The sequence below is a fragment of the Nocardia lijiangensis NBRC 108240 genome, assembly GCF_001613045.1.
GTDB classification, from domain to species: domain Bacteria; phylum Actinomycetota; class Actinomycetes; order Mycobacteriales; family Mycobacteriaceae; genus Nocardia; species Nocardia lijiangensis.
Window position 1 is genome coordinate 1 of record NZ_BDBP01000064.1, and the last position, 16,085, is coordinate 16,085.

At 67.8% G+C, this 16,085-nt stretch carries 11 protein-coding genes; 7 read left to right on the top strand and 4 right to left on the bottom strand.

From position 1 onward, the window contains the following. Nucleotides 1-84 precede the first annotated feature (84 nt). The 4 genes from NL1_RS22800 to NL1_RS22815 all read left to right on the top strand — a co-directional run bounded on the left by NL1_RS22800 (nt 85) and on the right by NL1_RS22815 (nt 6,264). Complete coding sequence (locus NL1_RS22800) at nt 85-2,283, top strand: geranylgeranyl reductase family protein (RefSeq protein ID WP_067842831.1); 2,199 nt, start codon at nt 85-87, stop codon at nt 2,281-2,283. 156 nt (nt 2,284-2,439) lie between these two features. After that, nucleotides 2,440-3,780 (top strand): lipase family protein, encoded by a 1,341-nt coding sequence (locus tag NL1_RS22805; RefSeq protein WP_067842834.1) that lies wholly within the window; start codon nt 2,440-2,442, stop codon nt 3,778-3,780. Nucleotides 3,781-3,867: 87 nt separating this feature from the next. Then, complete coding sequence (locus tag NL1_RS22810) at nt 3,868-5,463, top strand: GMC oxidoreductase (protein ID WP_084510871.1); 1,596 nt, start codon at nt 3,868-3,870, stop codon at nt 5,461-5,463. 96 nt (nt 5,464-5,559) lie between these two features. Then, a complete protein-coding gene (locus NL1_RS22815; RefSeq protein ID WP_245673477.1) occupies nt 5,560-6,264 on the top strand; it encodes a TetR/AcrR family transcriptional regulator in 705 nt (234 codons plus the stop codon). 159 nt (nt 6,265-6,423) lie between these two features. Here the strand turns inward: NL1_RS22815 and NL1_RS22820 are convergent, their stop codons facing one another. Next, entirely contained in the window at nt 6,424-7,329 is a 906-nt protein-coding gene (locus tag NL1_RS22820; protein ID WP_067842841.1) for a YdbL family probable chaperone protein, read from the bottom strand. Next, nucleotides 7,326-9,086, bottom strand: coding sequence for a caspase family protein (locus NL1_RS22825; RefSeq protein WP_067842845.1), 1,761 nt, complete (start codon nt 9,084-9,086; stop codon nt 7,326-7,328). Before NL1_RS22825 ends, NL1_RS22820 begins: the two co-directional genes overlap by 4 nt. Before the next feature lie 243 nt (nt 9,087-9,329). Between NL1_RS22825 and NL1_RS22830 the strand changes: the two genes are divergently transcribed. After that, a complete protein-coding gene (locus NL1_RS22830; RefSeq protein WP_067842848.1) occupies nt 9,330-9,773 on the top strand; it encodes a nuclear transport factor 2 family protein in 444 nt (147 codons plus the stop codon). Nucleotides 9,774-9,775: 2 nt separating this feature from the next. Here the strand turns inward: NL1_RS22830 and NL1_RS22835 are convergent, their stop codons facing one another. Next, nucleotides 9,776-10,540 carry a Mut7-C RNAse domain-containing protein gene (locus tag NL1_RS22835; protein WP_067842851.1) on the bottom strand — a complete coding sequence of 255 codons (765 nt, stop codon included), beginning with the start codon at nt 10,538-10,540 and terminating at the stop codon, nt 9,776-9,778. A gap of 41 nt (nt 10,541-10,581) precedes the next feature. On the opposite strand from NL1_RS22835, the gene NL1_RS22840 reads away from it, so the two are divergent. After that, complete coding sequence (locus tag NL1_RS22840) at nt 10,582-11,694, top strand: CapA family protein (RefSeq protein WP_373862583.1); 1,113 nt, start codon at nt 10,582-10,584, stop codon at nt 11,692-11,694. Between the two features lie 34 nt (nt 11,695-11,728). Here NL1_RS22840 and NL1_RS22845 read toward each other — a convergent pair whose 3' ends face one another. Next, the gene (locus NL1_RS22845; protein WP_067842856.1) at nt 11,729-14,635 is read right to left on the bottom strand and encodes a UPF0182 family protein; all 2,907 of its coding nucleotides are present in this window, start codon (nt 14,633-14,635) and stop codon (nt 11,729-11,731) included. A 139-nt stretch (nt 14,636-14,774) separates the two neighbouring features. Between NL1_RS22845 and NL1_RS22850 the strand changes: the two genes are divergently transcribed. Continuing rightward, nucleotides 14,775-15,935 carry a glutamate--cysteine ligase 2 gene (locus tag NL1_RS22850; RefSeq protein ID WP_084510872.1) on the top strand — a complete coding sequence of 387 codons (1,161 nt, stop codon included), beginning with the start codon at nt 14,775-14,777 and terminating at the stop codon, nt 15,933-15,935. The last annotated feature ends 150 nt before the right edge of the window (nt 15,936-16,085 follow it).

Consider the following 16,085-nt stretch of genomic DNA (forward strand, 5'->3'; position numbering starts at 1 on the left):
GGCCGCGGCGCTCGCCGAGCTGCCGTGCTTCCCCGGTCGCGACGAGCTCGCCGACCTGGCAGGCCGAACCCTGAGCCGGTCGCGATGAACGCGCGAAGCGGGTACGACGCGGTGGTGGTCGGCGCGGGACCCGCGGGCAGCGCCGCCGCCTACCATCTCGCGCTCCGGGGCCGCCGGGTCCTGCTGCTCGATGCGCAACGCTTTCCGCGGGACAAAGTGTGCGGTGATGCGTTGACGCAGCGCGCGGTTCGGATCCTCGCCGAGATGGGCGTCCTCGACTCGCTGCCCCCGGCACAGCGCATGCGAGGAGCGCGAGTGCACATGCGCGGCCGTGGCTGGCGCGATTTCGGATACGACGCCGACCGCGGTGCGGACAGCCACTGCCTCGTCGTGCCGCGCGCCGTGCTCGACGAGACGATCTGCGCCCGCGCCGTGGCGGTCGGCGCCGACCTGTGGGAGGAGGCGGCGGTCACCGCGCCGATCATCGAGGACGGACGGGTCGTCGGGGTGCGGGTGGGCCGTCGCGGCCGCCTCATCGACGTCCGAGCGGCCGCGGTGATCGCGGCCGACGGTGCGCGCTCGCGGCTGGCGCGCGCGGTAGGGCTGCTGCGGGAGGACGACTTCGGCATCGGCATCCGCGGCTATCTGACCGAGCTCGACGGGCTGCTCGACCTGCAAGAGGTCTTCCTGCCGCTCGACGACGTCGGCGGGCGAGATCTGTTGCCCTCGTACGGCTGGATCAATCCGACCGGCGCGAATCAGGCGAATATCGGCGTCGGGTTGTTCGGTGCGGGCTACGAGCACCGCGCGCAGGACGTGCTGCACAGCTTCGTCACGCGGTTGCGCACGAGCCGAGCGGGTTTCGGCGGTCGATTGCGCGGTGGCTGGGCCGCAGCACCGCTTCGCCTGGACTTCTCCCCCGATCGCTGCGTCGCCGACGGCCTTCTGCTCGTCGGCGACGCAGCGGGCCTGGTGAGCCCGTTCACCGGGGAGGGCATCAGCTACGCGCTCGAATCCGGACGGACCGCGGCCGAGGTCGTCGACCGTGCGCTGACCTGCGATCCGCTACGTCCCGATCTGCTGGATTACGCACTGCTGCTGGAACATTCGTACGCCGGATGGCTGGCGGCGGGCCGCAGGTCGGCGCATCGCTACCAATTCGTCTGGCGGGTCCTGGAGAGCACATTCGACAGCGAGCGCGCACCGTTCGCGTTGTGTCGCCGTGCGATTCTGCTCCCCGAGGGAATCGGCGAACTCCGGACGAATCGCACGATCGACGATGTGGCCGCGCTCATGGCGCCCGGCGTCGACGTGCGCACCGATCTGCTCGGTGTCGGTGAGCTCATGACCAGCGCCGTCCGCGACGAGTGGCCCTTCCTCGCTCGGCTGGTCACCTCGAGCCGGGAAGATCCCGGCGTCCCGTTCCGGCCCGCGCTGTTGCTGTTGCTGGCAAGCTGTTTCGGCGACCCCGGCGTGCGCGGGAAGATCGAACTCGGCGCCGCGATCGAACTCGGCGCATTGGCGGCGCTGGCCCAACTCGGCGTCGAGAACACCTCGACACCGCACTCCAGCTGGGGAAACAGATTCGCCGTTCTGGTCAGCGATCTGCTGATGGCGAAGTCGTTGGACCTCGCCACGCACGGTGGCCAGCGGGCGCTCGAGCTCATCTCCCGGGCGGTCACCGGAGCGTGCGCAGGCCGAATCCGCGAGCGGCAGCACGCATTCGACGTGCGGATGACCGAGGACGAGCATCTGTCGCTGGTGGAATTGCAGACCGCGTCCTCGTTCGAGCTGCCGTGCCTGCTCGGCGCCCACCTGGCCGGAGCGGATCGAGAACATGTCGCGGCTCTCGCGGACTACAGCCGCGCGCTCGGCGTCGCGTTCCGGCTGACCGAGGACATGCGAAGGCTCACCCGCGCTGCACAACCGGCGGACGACACCGCGACCGCCGGGCTGCGCGACGGCACGCTGTCGCACTCGGTGCTGGTCGCGCTGCGTCGCACGCCGGAGGGCCGGTTGGCGAACCTGATAGGCAGGATGACCAGGCAGCCCGGGCCGGTGCGTCGCGAGCGTCTGACGGACGACGATATCGCCGAGGTCGTCGGGATCATCGAGGAGAGCGGCGCTTTCGACGTGACCCGCACGCTGGCGCGCGAATACGCCGACACAGCGACGGACGCGCTCGCCAGGCTTCCGGAATGCCCTTCGCGCGCATCACTTTTCGCGCTGATCGAGTACGCGGTCACGCGACACGTTCCGGATCTTGCGTCCTCCTTCGAGTGAATTCCCCCAACTCTGATACCGAAGGGGCTCATACCGCCAGTAACCATGTTACTGTACTGCCGGTCGCGGCTGTGACGGGTGTCATGTCCCCGGAAACAGTGCGATGAAGGGCACTCCGGCGACGGCGCCGGGGGTGGAATTTCACGGAGAGTATCGATGCTTCGACAGCATGAAGGACGTTCGCGGTGTGGGTCGCTACCGCGGGCCGGTCGGATGGCGGCGGCGGTGGCCGTGGCGTGCGCTACCGCGGTGGCCGGGGTGGGAATTCATACGCGGGAGGCCGTCGCCGACCCGGTGAGCGCCTTCTACACTCCGCCCGACCGGATTCCGTCCGAGCGGGGCACTGTCGTCAAGACCCAGCCGATGCCCCTGTTCGCCACGGCGCCCAGCGACAAGGGCTGGCCGGGCCAGGCGCAGCACGTCATGTACACGACACAGCTGCATGACGGGTCCCCGGTCGCGGTGACCGGAACGTTCATCGATGCGACCGGCCCCTGGCTTGGCTCGGGTCCGCGCCCGACGGTGGTCATCGGGCCGGGCACCTCGGGCCAGGCCGACCGCTGCGCGATGTCGGTGGCGTTCTCGACCGGGATGGCATTGTTCGCCGAGCCCGAGCCGGGCCTGTCGGCGAACCAGGAGCTGCCGTCGTCGGCGGTGTGGAGCCGCTTGGGCGCTCGGGTCCTGGTCACCGACTACATCGGCCTGGGAACACCGGGCATCCACACCTTCGCCAACCGCATCGAAGGCGCGCACGCCATGCTCGACGGCGCTCGCGCGGCCAACCACCTGGCCGGCGTCGGAGCCGAAACCCCCGTGGTGTTCTGGGGCTACTCGCAAGGCGGCGGCGCGGCCGCAGCCGCCGCGGAGATGCAGCCGGACTACGCACCGGAACTGAACCTCAAGGGCACCTGGGCGGGCGGCCCGGTCGCGGATCTGGCCAAGATCCTCGAACGCATCGACGGCGCGCTGATCGGCGGCACCATCGGATTCGCCATCAACGGCATGCTCGCCCGCTACCCCGAGCTACGCGCGGCGGTCGACCGGGTGACCAGCCCCGACGGACGCGCCATGCTGGACACGCTGAGCGGCGCGTGCGTCGCCGACATCATCACCAAGCATCCGTTCCTGAAGACCAGCTCGATGACCATCGACGGCCGTTCGCTCACCGAACATCTGCACGCGATTCCCGAGGCGGCGCCCGCGCTGGCCGAGCTTCGGGTGGGAACTCTGACCCCGGCCACGCCGGTCTTGATCACCAGCGGACTCAACGACGACACCGTTCCCTACAACCAGGCCAGGCAACTCGCCGAGGACTGGTGCGCCAAGGGCGCCACGGTCACCTTCCGCACCAACGACCTGCCGCCGATTCTGCCCGGCGCCACCCTGCCCAACCACTTCGGGCCGGAGATCATCGACGGCTTCGGGCCGGACAACGCGATCACCTATCTGCTGGATCGCCTCGCGGACAAACCGGTTTCCGGCTGCACCGTCGACTGAATTCCCGTGCGCCGCAACGGTGCGGCGCACGTCGAGGGGCGCTGAACCGCTCGGGTTCGCGCCCATGAACACCCCGAAGGTCCTGTCATGACAGCAATTTCGCGCCGGTCGATGCTGACCGGCGCCGCCGCAGCAGGCGCCGTGCTCCTCGGCGTCCGTTCGAACGGTGTGCCCGCTCCGGTCGCCGCGCGGGTCAACAGCGTTCCGCTCACCTACGAAGAACATCGCGTCGTGGTGGTCGGCTCCGGTTTCGGCGGCGGAGTCAGCGCGCTGCGCCTAGCGCAAGCCGGGGTGCCGGTGACGGTGCTCGAGCGCGGAGTGCGCTGGCCCACCGGGCCGAACGCGGAAACGTTCCCCCGCGCCTCGGCGCCGGACAAGCGGCTGCTGTGGTGCAGGTCGAGCCCCAACCTGTTCGGCAGGCCATTGGTGTTCGAGCCCTACACCGGCCTGGTGGAGGCGGTGCCGGGCGTGAACATGACGGCCCTGTGCGCCGCGGGCGTCGGCGGCGGGTCACTGGTCTACCAGGGCATGTCGCTGCAACCCGCGGAGCATGTGTTCGACGCGCATTTCCCGCAGGGCCTGGACTGGGCGACCATGAACCGGGTGCACTACCCGCGCGTGGCGAAGATGCTCGGGCTGACCGAAGCCCCGGACGAACTGATCGCGACCGAGAACTACCGGGCGGCACGGGTTTTCGCCGACCGGGTGCGCGCGGCCGGAATGCCGCTGTCGAAGATCCCGATGCCGATCGACTGGGATTTCGCGCTGGCCGAATTACGCGGGGAGATGAAGGCGTCCTACACCAACGGCGACGGCGCGATGGGTGTCAACAACGGCGGCAAGCATTCCGTCGACGTCACCTACATCGCCGCCGCCGAAGCCACCGGGTTGGTGCGGGTGCAGACACTGCACGAGGTGACCGACGTCGAACGCGCACCCGGCGGACGGTGGATCGTGCACGTGCAACGCCTGGACACCACCGGCGCCGTGGTCGAACACAAGGTCCTCACCACCGGCGCGTTGATCCTGGCCGCGGGGAGTATGAACACCACTCGACTGTTGATGCGAGCAGGCGCCAAGGGGCTGATTCCGGATCTGCCCGACGGCGTCGGCCGAGGCTGGGGCACCAACGCCGATCGCATCTACGTCTGGAGCGATCCCGCCGCGGGATTCGGTGCGCCACAAGGTGGACCGGTGATCTACGGCAGTAAGAACTGGGACGACCCGCGGTCCGCCTACACCGTGATCCAAGCGTCGATCCCGCCGCTTTCGCTCGATGTCGGCAGCACGATGATGGTCGGTTACGGCGTCAGCGACGGCCGCGGCGCGTTCACCTACGACGCGGCACGCGACGATGCGATTCTGCACTGGCCGGAGCACGGGGATCGCGACATCCAGGACGACCACATCGGCCCCGCGGTCCACAAGATCGCCGGGCCCGACGGCGTGCTGCTGGACACCAACGCCCTGTTCCCCTCGACGTGGCACCCCCTGGGTGGGGCGAGCATGGGTGCGGTGTGCGACCTGGACGGCCGGGTTCACGGCCATCCGGGTCTCTATGTACTCGACGGTGCGCTGATGCCGGGCAACACCGCCGCCTGTAATCCTTCGATGACCATCGCGGCGGTCGCCGAACGGGCGTTGGACAACCTCGTCGCCCGCGACGTGGGCACGCGCATCTGACGGGATGCGTCGGTGCCGCCGCACAGGAGGGGGGCGGCGGCACCGGCGTAGTCGCCGATGCCGGGGCGCACCGGTGCGCTGGACTACCGTAGCGAGGTGCCCAGGACAGGCGAAAGCGATACGGCAAGCAAGATCATCGACACCGTGTTGTCGCTGCTCGACTCCGACGGCTACGACGCGGTCCAGTTGCGCGCTGTCGCGAAGCAGGCGCATGTCTCGCTGGCCACGGTCTACAAGCTGTATCCCACCCGGGACGAGCTGATCCTCGCCGCGGTCGAACAGTGGATGGCCGCCAACATTTACACCGAACTTGTGCCGTCGCGCGAGAACGAGTCGCTGGCAGGCGGTCTCGTCCGGTTGGTCCGGTACGTGTTCGAGCCGTGGGAGCGCAACCCTCGCATGCTGGAGGCCTACTACCGCGCACGGTCCGGACCCGGTGGGCAGCGCCTGGACACCCAGGGCTTCAACGCGGTCCTGCCCGCCGCGGGCACCCTCTTCGCGGGTATCGACACCGACTACATCGCCGACGTCGGGCTCGTGCTGAGCAATATGGTCTACGCCCTCGTCGGCCGTTTCGCGAACGCGGACCTCGCGATCACCGAGATCCTCCCGGCACTCGAACGCACGATCGTCCGGCTGACCGGGAACAACGAACCACTCGCGGCCGGTCGGCCACTGACGCCCGACACACCACCCTTCGCCTGGAGCGAGTCGATCGTCTCGCCCTACTCCCCCGGCCCTGACACCGACGAGCCCTCACCGCACGACACCGCTGCTACGACGGATCAACCATCGTCGTAGCAGCAGCAGCGGGTACCTGTACCTGGAAGACGGCCGCGCGCCGACGAGTGGCGCGGTGTCGCCATCACGACGAAACCGGACCAGTGGTGCGGGTGCGCAAAGCGTTCCGTTCGAGCGATCTCGGTAGCGGCATCTTGCGGGCTCATGGCCGAGCGCGGATCAGCCGGCGAGTGCGTCGTGGATCAGCTTCGCGACGCCGGGATCGTCGAGGTATCCGGCGATGCCGTGCCGGTTGGTGGTGTGGTTTCGGATGTCGGTGCGATTCTCGATCGACGGCTCGTCCGGATTCAGCGGGAAGTGCTGCGGCGTCAGCGGATACAGCGCCACCACGTCGCGATCGTCCATCGCGTTGTGCCAGCGGCCGACGCAGTCGGGGCAGTGCGTGGTCGCAAAGTTCTTCAGCGACTTGCGAATCTCGGTCACGGCGAGTGGCGATCCCACCGTCACGAACAGCGGAACGTTCCAGTCCCGCAGGTGCCCTTCGGTCCTCAGCAGTTTGTACGCGACGATGCTGCCGAGCGAGTGGGCCACCACGACGGTCTCGATCCCGGGCTTGATGGCTTGGGCGATGCCGGACTCGATCTTCTCGCGGATCGCCGCGTTCCGAAGGTACTGGTAGACATCGACAGTGGCGAGCGCGATCCCTGCCCCGCTGCCCAACGGAACGTTTCGGTCGATGGCACGAATGATCGCCTGAAACCACTCCCAATTGGCCGGGCCTTTGTCGATGGCCTCCTGGCCCGCCGCGGCCGCCAGCTGTTCCCGCGTGATGCCATTGCGCACGCGGATTTCCTCCAGCACCGCCCTGATGAAGCGCTTCTCGTCGTCGTCGGTGTCCTCGCCGCGGACGACGACCTCGGCAGCGTCTTCGTCAGGTTTGCCTCCGACCAAGTCGGAGAGGGTGTCTCCGTAGTACGGAAACCGCACGTCCTGCTCCGCGATCGGCAGGCTCAGGTTGTTCTTCTCCAGGCCTTTCGCGAGCGCGTCCAACCATTCGGCCTTGAGCGCGACGGAGTCCTTGCGTTCTTGGGCTCGTCCATGGATCAGCACCAGCTGTCGAGTCATTTCAGCTCCCCTCTGGTCAATGCCGTTCGTAGTTTCTTCACTCCCGCCGGCCCGTAGAGAGACCAGACGGAGTCCTGCAAGTCACTCTCCAGGCCGTCGAGGGCGGGATGGAGATGGAAACGGTGAGCCCGCAGCAACGACCAGCCCTGGGCGAGCATGGGGACGAAGGGAACGATGTCTCGGGCGGGGTCCGCGGATCCGTCCAGCAGATGTCGGCTCAGCAACTCGATGTCGAACAGCCGGACGCCGAGGTCACCGGCCAGAAACGAGGACATCTCGCGGATGTGGTCGATGTCTTGGAGGTCGTAGTACGCGTACGCGGCGTACAGTGCCAGCGCGGGATCGATTCCCTTGCCCAGCTGCATGCGCCGGGCCACGGTGGGGGCGTCGGCGGGAGCGAGCTGAAAACGACCCTGCTGCGACGACGCGGCGGCCACCGCCCGCAGCGAGCGAAGTTCTGCGATCCGATCCTGGTAGAACTCCCATCGCCAGGAATTCGCCGACGGCTCGTACCCGATGTCGACGAGCTCGCCGTTCTCGATGGTCAGCGCGGCGATGAAACCGGCGATCGCGGGTACGACCGTGCCGCAACCGTCCTCGAATTGCACCAGCACGCTGTTGCCGCCGCGCCACCCTCCTTCCACTCGAACCAAGTCGCCCTCCGCTCCGAGGTGCAGGTGAGTGCGCGGCGCGACAACGTCGCGGATCCGCGCTCCCCGGATCTTGATGCCGCACTCCGTCTCCAAATGGTCCGGACCGAACTGCGGGGCAACGGCGTCGAGCGTGGCCGCGAAGCGGGTGTCGACGGCGGGTGATCGCACAGAACGCTCGACGGTGTCCGCCCAGTCGGCGGCCGAATTCTCGAGCGCGGCATGCGTCAGGTCGACCACCGTCTCGCGGAATGTCGGCGTGGCCGGTCCTCGGCCTATCGCACTGCCCCAATCTCTCCGGGACAGCGCCGGGATGTCTTCGATCCGGGACAGCCACGCGTCCTCGGAGGTGATGATGGCGTCGGGATTCTGGTTGACCCGCCGCTCGAGCCGAAGCGCCTCGACCCGCCGCGGTATTTCCACTTCGAGATAGCGCTTGAGAGTCCGCATCTTGAGATAGCGCGCGGTGTCACCCGCCACGCCCAGGCGCTCGAGGAGCGCGGCGCGCGATCCGTTCAACGCGTCGAGGAGTGCCCGCGTGTACACGGCGGTGTAGTTGAGGGCCGCGTCTTTCGGATCCCGCAGCTCCGCCGCCGTGCTGCCCCGTAGACAGGCGAAGAACTGGTCGACCGGATTGGACCGCATCGCCGCACCGTCGTTCGGAAAGATGTCGACGCCGCGGACGGATTGCGCCTGGATCCCCTCGGGCGCGACTCGGCACGCGTCGGAGATGACGACCACGTGCGGGATGCCGCTGAAGCGCGCGAGTTCGACGCTGGAGGACATGTCGACGGCCGCATTCGCGTTGCGCGGCGCGTCGGTGAGCAGCCAGTGTTCGTTGCGATTGATGTTCACGCCGTGACCCGCGTAGTACAGGATCAGCTGATCCACGCCAGGCCCGTCGATGATCTTTGTGATCGCGTCGAAGATCCGATCCGGTGTCACCCTCTGGTTGTTACCGTCGGTGATGAGTTCCGCGGTCACACCGTCTTTCATGCCCTGACCGAGCGCCCAGCGGTACATGCTCTCGGCGCCCGATGCCGCGTCGAAGAGCTCTTGGAGATTCCCTGTTCGGTCCACACCGATGAACACGCCGGCACGAATCATGAGGCAATGCTCCACTCGGTCGCAGTGGCATTCGGATGGATCGCGCTCCGCACAAGCGTAACGCCGCCGAATGTCACTCGAGCAAATTTTGAGCACCAGGCCAGGCCGAGGGATCGTGCCCGCCCACCGCACGGCTCGGCGCGGTATTTCCGACCGAACCGCAGCGCGCGGACCGGTTCGCGAGATAGGAACGTGTTCGAGGGTGGGGCGACGCCCCGCCGTAGCGCACCTTCGGAGGCACCCATGCTGTCGTTGCAGGAGATTTCGGATCGGCTCGAGATCGAGGATCTGATGGTCCGGTACTCGCACGCGGTCGACACCCGGCAGTGGAACCTGCTCGACGAGATCTTCACCGCCGACGCCCACATCGATTACACCGCGATGGGTGGACCGGCGGGTGATCTGGCCTCCACCAAGGAGTTCCTTGCCGGCGTTCTCCCGAACTTCCCCGCCTTCCAGCACCTGGTCAGCAACTCCTCCATCTCGGTGGAGGGCGACACCGCGACCGCACGCACCATGTGCCACAACCCGATGCTCGTCGCGGGCGAGGACGGCGCGCAGACGCTGATGCTGTGCGGGCTGTGGTATCTCGACACCTTCGCCCGCGTCGAGGGCCAGTGGCGCATTCGGCGACGCGTCGAGGAGAAGAGCTACATGTTCCTCGCGGGCCAGGCGAACGGCCTCTGATTTCAGCGCGCCGGTCCGGAGGCGGTCGCGGCGCGGATGCGGGCGACCAGGTCGTCGAGCCGCCGCTGATGCGAGCCCGCCCAGTAGATGCGGTCGCACTCCGTGCATCGGCGGAAGGTGTCGTAGTAGCGGCGGGTCAGCGGCGGGAGCCGATCGATGATGTCGTTCTTGGCCACATCGGTGATGACGCCGCCGCAGCGCAGGCAGCGACTGAACGGCGCGAGCCGATCGATCAGGTCGAGGCGGCGGATCACCTCGACGATCTGCTCGAACGGACGATCCGCGTGCACGAACACGCCGTGCGTCACGGTGCGGCGTTCGAGCAGTCCGCGGTCGCGGGTCAGCAGGATGCGGTGCTCGGCGGCCGCGATCTCGGCCAGCACGGCGTCCTCGGCATCCCACTCGCAGCGCACGTCCAGCCCGAGTAGCCGCAGCATCCGCGCGAGCCCGCCCAGATTGACGTCCACGACGAAACGCGGATCGCGCAGCGGGCGGGCGCGCACCCGGGTCAGCGGCCCGACGTCCAGCGTCTCGAACATCGGGTACGCGGCGAGCCGATCGCCGGCGTGCGGGTGGTGACCGAAGTCGACGGATGCGCCGTTCACCAGCAGCAGATCGACTTCGGTGTGCGGGATGCCCGCGGCCTCCACGATGTCTTTCACGGTCTGGTGCGGTCGCATCGGCCGCCGCTGCGCCGTGAACCGGACGTCCGGGGGCAGGAAGTCGTTCAGCTCGGCATACACGCGCAGTTCGACACCGGCGGTCATACGACCATTGTCGTCCAGGGCCCGGAGCGATCGGCCGATCGGTGATCGACAATGGTGGTATGGCGACGGTGCTGCTAGGCGGCGACGTCATGCTGGGCCGCGGGGTGGATCAGATCCTGCCGCATCCCGGCGATCCGGCGCTGCACGAACGATATGTCGACGACGCGCGGACGTATGTGGAGTTGGCCGAGGACGCCAACGGCGCGTTCGCCCGCCCCGTGGATTTCCGCGCGCCGTGGGGTGCTGCCCTCCCGTTCCTCGCCCGGGCCGATGTGCGGCTGATCAACCTGGAAACCGCGATCACCGCCGACGGTGTGTTCGCCCCCGCCAAGGGCATCCACTATCGGATGCACCCGGACAACGTGCCGGTGTTGACCGTCATCGCGCCGGTCGTCTGCGCGCTGGCCAACAATCACGTGCTGGATTTCGGCGTGCACGGGCTGACCGACACGGTCGACACCCTCGACGCCGCGGGCATCCAGCACGCGGGAGCGGGCGCGGATCTCGACGGCGCGAGGGCGCCCGCGAGAGCGGAACTCGACAACGGCCGACGGGTGGTGATCGTCTCGGTCGCCGCGGGATCGAGTGGGGTACCGGAGTATTGGGCGGCGCGTCGCGACCGGCCGGGACTGTGGCGAATCGGTGAGGATCCGAGCATCGCCGCGGCCGACGAGGTGGCGGAGTCGGTGTCGGCGGCCACCCGCGAGCGGGATATCGCGATCGTCTCCATCCACTGGGGACCCAATTGGGGCTACCGCGTGACGCCGAGTGAACGACGCTTCGCACATCGGTTGATCGAAGCCGGAGTCGATGTGGTGCACGGGCATTCCGCACACCATCCGCGGCCGATCGAGATCTACCGCGGCAAACCGATCCTGTACGGGTGCGGCGATGTCGTGGACGACTACGAAGGCATCCACGGCTATGAGCGATACCGCACGAATCTTCGTCTGCTGTTCCTCGTCTCGGTGGACTCCGAGGTCGAACTGCGCATGATTCCACTGCGGATGCGGCAGATGCGCCTCGAACGGGCCGGAAACGACGAATCCCGTTGGCTGTGCGAAACGATCGCGCACATCAGCCGCGGATTCGACACCCGCGTCGCCGCGCGGCCCGACGAGCTGCCGGTGGTGTACCGGTTCGCTGCTCGCTGAGGGTCGATGGCGCGAATGACTTCGGGGACAGCGTTTATCGACCGGGAATGCCGAGTTCGTTCAGCTGCTGTTGCAGTCGTTCGAGGGCCTCGCGCATCGCCTCGATCTGCGCGTTCAGTTCGGCGAGTTTCGCCGGATCCACCGGCGGCGGGGATTGCGGTGGTGGCGCCGCTGCTGCTGGTGGCGGCTGCTGCTGACTTGGTGGCGGCGGGGCGCCTGGTCCGCCGCCGGGCGGGGTGGCGAGCCGACCGGTCTCGGCGCCGAACACTTGGGCGAGCGCCTCGGCGATGGTCGGCGCGTAGCCGACGAGGACGCCGCCGGTGCCTGGTTCGCGGTAACTGACAAGCATCCGTGCCAGCTGCGGGAACGTCGATCCGTCCGGCGTCGTCGAGATCCGCTCGGTGAACAGCGGTTCGACGTAGAGCACACCGCCGTCGGCGATCGGCAGCGTCAGCAGGTTGCCGTACTGGATGCGGTTCGAACGCTCCAGCAATGTTCGCTCGGACGCCACCCTGGTGTCGGAGATCATCGAGTTCTGGATCTGCTGCGGACCCTGGGTGAGAGTGTCGGTGGGCAGCTGCAAGACGGTGATCTTGCCGTAGCTCTCCGGGTCGGAATGGGCGGAGACATAGGCGGACAGGAATTCCCTGTTGAACCCGACCATCGCGGTGGCGAGCCGGAAGGTCGGCTGGGCGGTGTCCGAATCGCCGACGAGGACGTAGAACGGGGGCTGGTGCGGGTTCGTCTCGACGGTCGGGTCACTGGGCACCGACCAGAAAGCGTTGGTGGTGAAGAACTCTCGTGGTTCGTCCACGTGGTATTTCGCGAGCATCTCGCGTTGGATCTTGAATTGGTCCTCGGGATAACGGAAGTGGGCCCGCAGCTCCTCGGTGATCGATGATTCGGGTTCGACCGTGCCGGGAAACACCTTCATCCATGCGGCGAGGACCGGGTCGTGCTGGTCGACTTGGTACAGGGTGACCGTGCCGTCGTAGGCGTCGACGGTGGCCTTGATCGAGTTCCGTATGTAGGAGATCTCCCGGTCCGATCCTGTGCCGGTGTCCTCGCCCGGCTCGAGGGCTTCGAGGGAGGTGTGCTTGGCGTAGGGGTAGCCGTCGATCGTGGTGTACGCGTCGACGATCCAGACGATCCGGCCCTTCACGACGGCGGGATAGGGGTTGTGGTCGGTCGTCAGCCACGGCGCGACGAGTTCCACGCGATGGCGCGGATCGCGGTTGAAGATGATCTTCGATCCGGGCCCGATCGCCTTGGAGAAGATGATGTTTCGTTCGGCGTAGGAGATGGCGAAGGCCATGCGGTTGAACCAGTTCCCGATCGGCACCCCGCCGGATCCGGTGTAGGTGTACTTGGTCGCGTCGGTGTCGTACTCGCGGGGTTCGGTGCCGCCGCCGACGATGGCGTAGTCCGGGTGGGCCTGGGCGATCACTTCGCCGAAGTAGATACGCGGTTGATCCACCGGTATCACCTGGTGCCCGGAGGATTGGGAGGCGATGTCGCTCACGGAGTAGATCGGGTATCCGCTGTTGCTGCTCGCGGCGTCGCCCGCCGCCTCGCGGACCGCGGCGTTGACGCGGTTGGCAGGCGCCGCGACGAACCCGTTTCCGTGGGTGTAGACGGTGTGGCGATTGACCCAGTGCCGCTGATTGCCGCTCAGCGCGGTCGGAGTCAGCTCGCGGGCCGCGACCACGTAGTCGCGCAGCTGTCCCTCGATGCGGTACCGATCCAGGTCCAGATGCGCGGGGAAGCTGTAGAAGTTCTTGAGCTGTTGCTGCTGGGTGAAGGTACGCGAGAGCACGTTCGGGTCGAGCAGGCGTGCATTGGCGATCGTGGTCACGTCCGCGGGTACTTCGGGCGGCGGCTTCGTACCGACCCCGGGATAGTCCCGGTATTCGACACGATCGCTGCCGATTCCGTACGCCTGCCGCGTCGCGGCGATGTTGCGCTCGATGTACGTGCGCTCCATGTCGGCGGCGTTCGGGCGCACCGAGAGTTGCTCGACGGCCAACGGCCAGACCGCGCCCACCAGGATCGACGACAGCAGCAGCAGTGCGGCGGCCATCGCCGGGATGCGCAGATCCCGGACCACCACGGCGGCGAAAACCGCCGCGGCGCAGATGACGGCGATCGCGAACAGGATGAGCCGGGCGGGCAGCACCGCGTTGATGTCGGTGTAGCCGGGGCCCGCGAAGGTGGGTTCCTTGCTGCGGGTCGAGAGCAACGAGTAGCGGTCCAGCCAGTAGGCGGCCGCCTTCAACATGACGAATGCGCCTGCGAGCACCGCGAGTTGGACGCGGGCGGCGTGGGTCAGCCCCGGCGACTTTCCCGAGAACCGCAAGCCACCGAACAGGTAGTGCGCCGCGAGGCAGGCCAGGAACGCGAGGACGGTGGCGACGAACAACCAGTTCAGCAGGAGCCGGTAGAAGGGCAGATCGAAGACGTAAAACCCTACGTCGTGGCCGAATTGGGGATCCGAGACACCGAACGATCCACCGTGCACGAACAGCTGAACCGTTGTCCAGCCCGATCGCCCGATGAGACCGCACAGCATGCCCATCGCGGCGGCGATGCCCACGCCGAACAGCAGCGGGCGCCGCATCACCACGGTGCGATAAGGACGGAGGGCGTCTTCCTCCTCGGAGGCCGGTACGACGAGGGGGCGGAACCGGAAAGCCAGCCACATGGCCGCGAAAAGAGCGCCGCCGATGAGCAGTGCGACCACGACGAACAGCGACAGCCGAGTGAGCAGCGCGGTGAGCCAGACGCCACGGAACCCGACCTCGCCGAACCACAGCCAGTTGACGTAGACGCCGACCAAGCGAGGCAGGATCAGCAACGTCGCGACGAACAGCACGGCGGTGATCACCAGCACTCGAATGCCGCGCGGCAACCGCCGAAGACCGAGCCCGTCGCGTGCGCTCATCTCCCACTCTCCCGTGGCTGCGCAGACCGAACGAGTGCACGGCCGACGCGTGACCGACTGGTCCGATTCTACCGGGGTCAGCGTGCGAAATAGCAGGAGCTCGAGGCATAGCCTCAGGTCAGCGCGGTACCCTACCCACATGGACGTGGACTCGTCTACGGTCGGAGTCGAGGAGGAATTCCTCCTCGCTGATCCACGCACTGGGGCGCCCACCGCCAAGAACGACGCGGTCGCTCGCACCGCCGAGGACCTCGGGCTCGATCTACAGCTGGAGCTGACGCGTTGTCAGATCGAGACGAACACCGGCATCCACACCCGCACCGGCGACCTCGCCCAACAGTTACGCGATCTGCGCCGCGGCGTGGCTTTCTGCGCCGAGATGAACGACGCCCGCCTGCTCGCCGTGGCGATCCCGCCGACGGTCCCGCTCCACTACCCCGTCACCGACACCCCGCGTTACCGCCGCATCGCCGACGGTTTCGGCATGCTCGCCCACGAGCAGGGCCTGTGCGGTTGCCACGTGCACGTGGCGGTGCCCGATCGCGAGACCGCGGTGCAGGTGAGCAACTACTTGCGGCCGTGGCTGCCGCTGTTTCTCGCGCTGACCGCCAATTCGGCGATCTACCGCGGCGTGGAGACCGGGTACAAGAGCTGGCGCAACATTCTCTGGCGACGCTGGCCGAGCGCGGGACCGCCGCCGTACTTCCGGTGCGCGGACGACTACGACGACCTGGTCGAGATGATGATGTCCAGCGGCATCATGCTCGACGAGCGGATGGTCTATTGGGACGTGCGCCGGTCGATCACCTATCCGACCGTGGAGATCCGGGTCAGCGATGTGCCCGCGACGGTGGACGAGACGACGCTGCTGGCCACGTTGGTGCGGGCGACGGTGATCATGGCGCGCGAGTCGCTGGACGAGGGCAGGGTAGCTCCGCCCATCGCGGCGGAGATGCTGCGCGCGGCCTATTGGAAGGCGGCGAGAAGCGGCATCGACGGCGACGCGGTAGCGCCGATGGACGGGCGCGTGCTGCCTGCCCGCGAGCTGCTGGCAGAACTGGTGGAACACGTCGAGCCCGCCCTGAAGGAAACCGGTGATCGCGAGTTCGTCGCCGACACCATCGCCGCGGTGCTCGAGCGCGGCAACGGCGCGATGCGTCAGCTGCGCGCCTTCCGCGCAGGCGGTGACATCGCCGCGGTGGTCGCCGAACTGTCCGAGGCCACCCTGGAGGGCTGTGCGCTGCCCGAGGAGCCGCCGCTCGGTTTCGGCGAGGCGGGCGCGGGTAGCCCGCTCAGGTAGTTGCCGATGGTCGGCGGAGGAGCCGCTGATGGCTGCCGGAAAAGCGCAGGGCGCCGAGGAATTCGTCCCCGAGGGCGCAGATTTGGATACGCTGCGCGCCGCCTCGTGCGGCTGCCACGGTTGCCTGCTGTACCGCGACGCGACGCAGAC

Excerpts from the sequence above, each read along its gene's own strand:
- NL1_RS22800 (WP_067842831.1), top strand. The coding sequence starts at position 85 with ATGAACGCGCGAAGCGGGTACGACGCGGTGGTGGTCGGCGCGGGACCC.
- NL1_RS22805 (WP_067842834.1), top strand. The coding sequence starts at position 2,440 with ATGCTTCGACAGCATGAAGGACGTTCGCGGTGTGGGTCGCTACCGCGG.
- NL1_RS22810 (WP_084510871.1), top strand. The coding sequence starts at position 3,868 with ATGACAGCAATTTCGCGCCGGTCGATGCTGACCGGCGCCGCCGCAGCA.
- NL1_RS22820 (WP_067842841.1), bottom strand. The coding sequence starts at position 7,329 with ATGACTCGACAGCTGGTGCTGATCCATGGACGAGCCCAAGAACGCAAG.
- NL1_RS22825 (WP_067842845.1), bottom strand. The coding sequence starts at position 9,086 with ATGATTCGTGCCGGCGTGTTCATCGGTGTGGACCGAACAGGGAATCTC.
- NL1_RS22830 (WP_067842848.1), top strand. The coding sequence starts at position 9,330 with ATGCTGTCGTTGCAGGAGATTTCGGATCGGCTCGAGATCGAGGATCTG.
- NL1_RS22835 (WP_067842851.1), bottom strand. The coding sequence starts at position 10,540 with ATGACCGCCGGTGTCGAACTGCGCGTGTATGCCGAGCTGAACGACTTC.
- NL1_RS22845 (WP_067842856.1), bottom strand. The coding sequence starts at position 14,635 with ATGAGCGCACGCGACGGGCTCGGTCTTCGGCGGTTGCCGCGCGGCATT.
- NL1_RS22850 (WP_084510872.1), top strand. The coding sequence starts at position 14,775 with ATGGACGTGGACTCGTCTACGGTCGGAGTCGAGGAGGAATTCCTCCTC.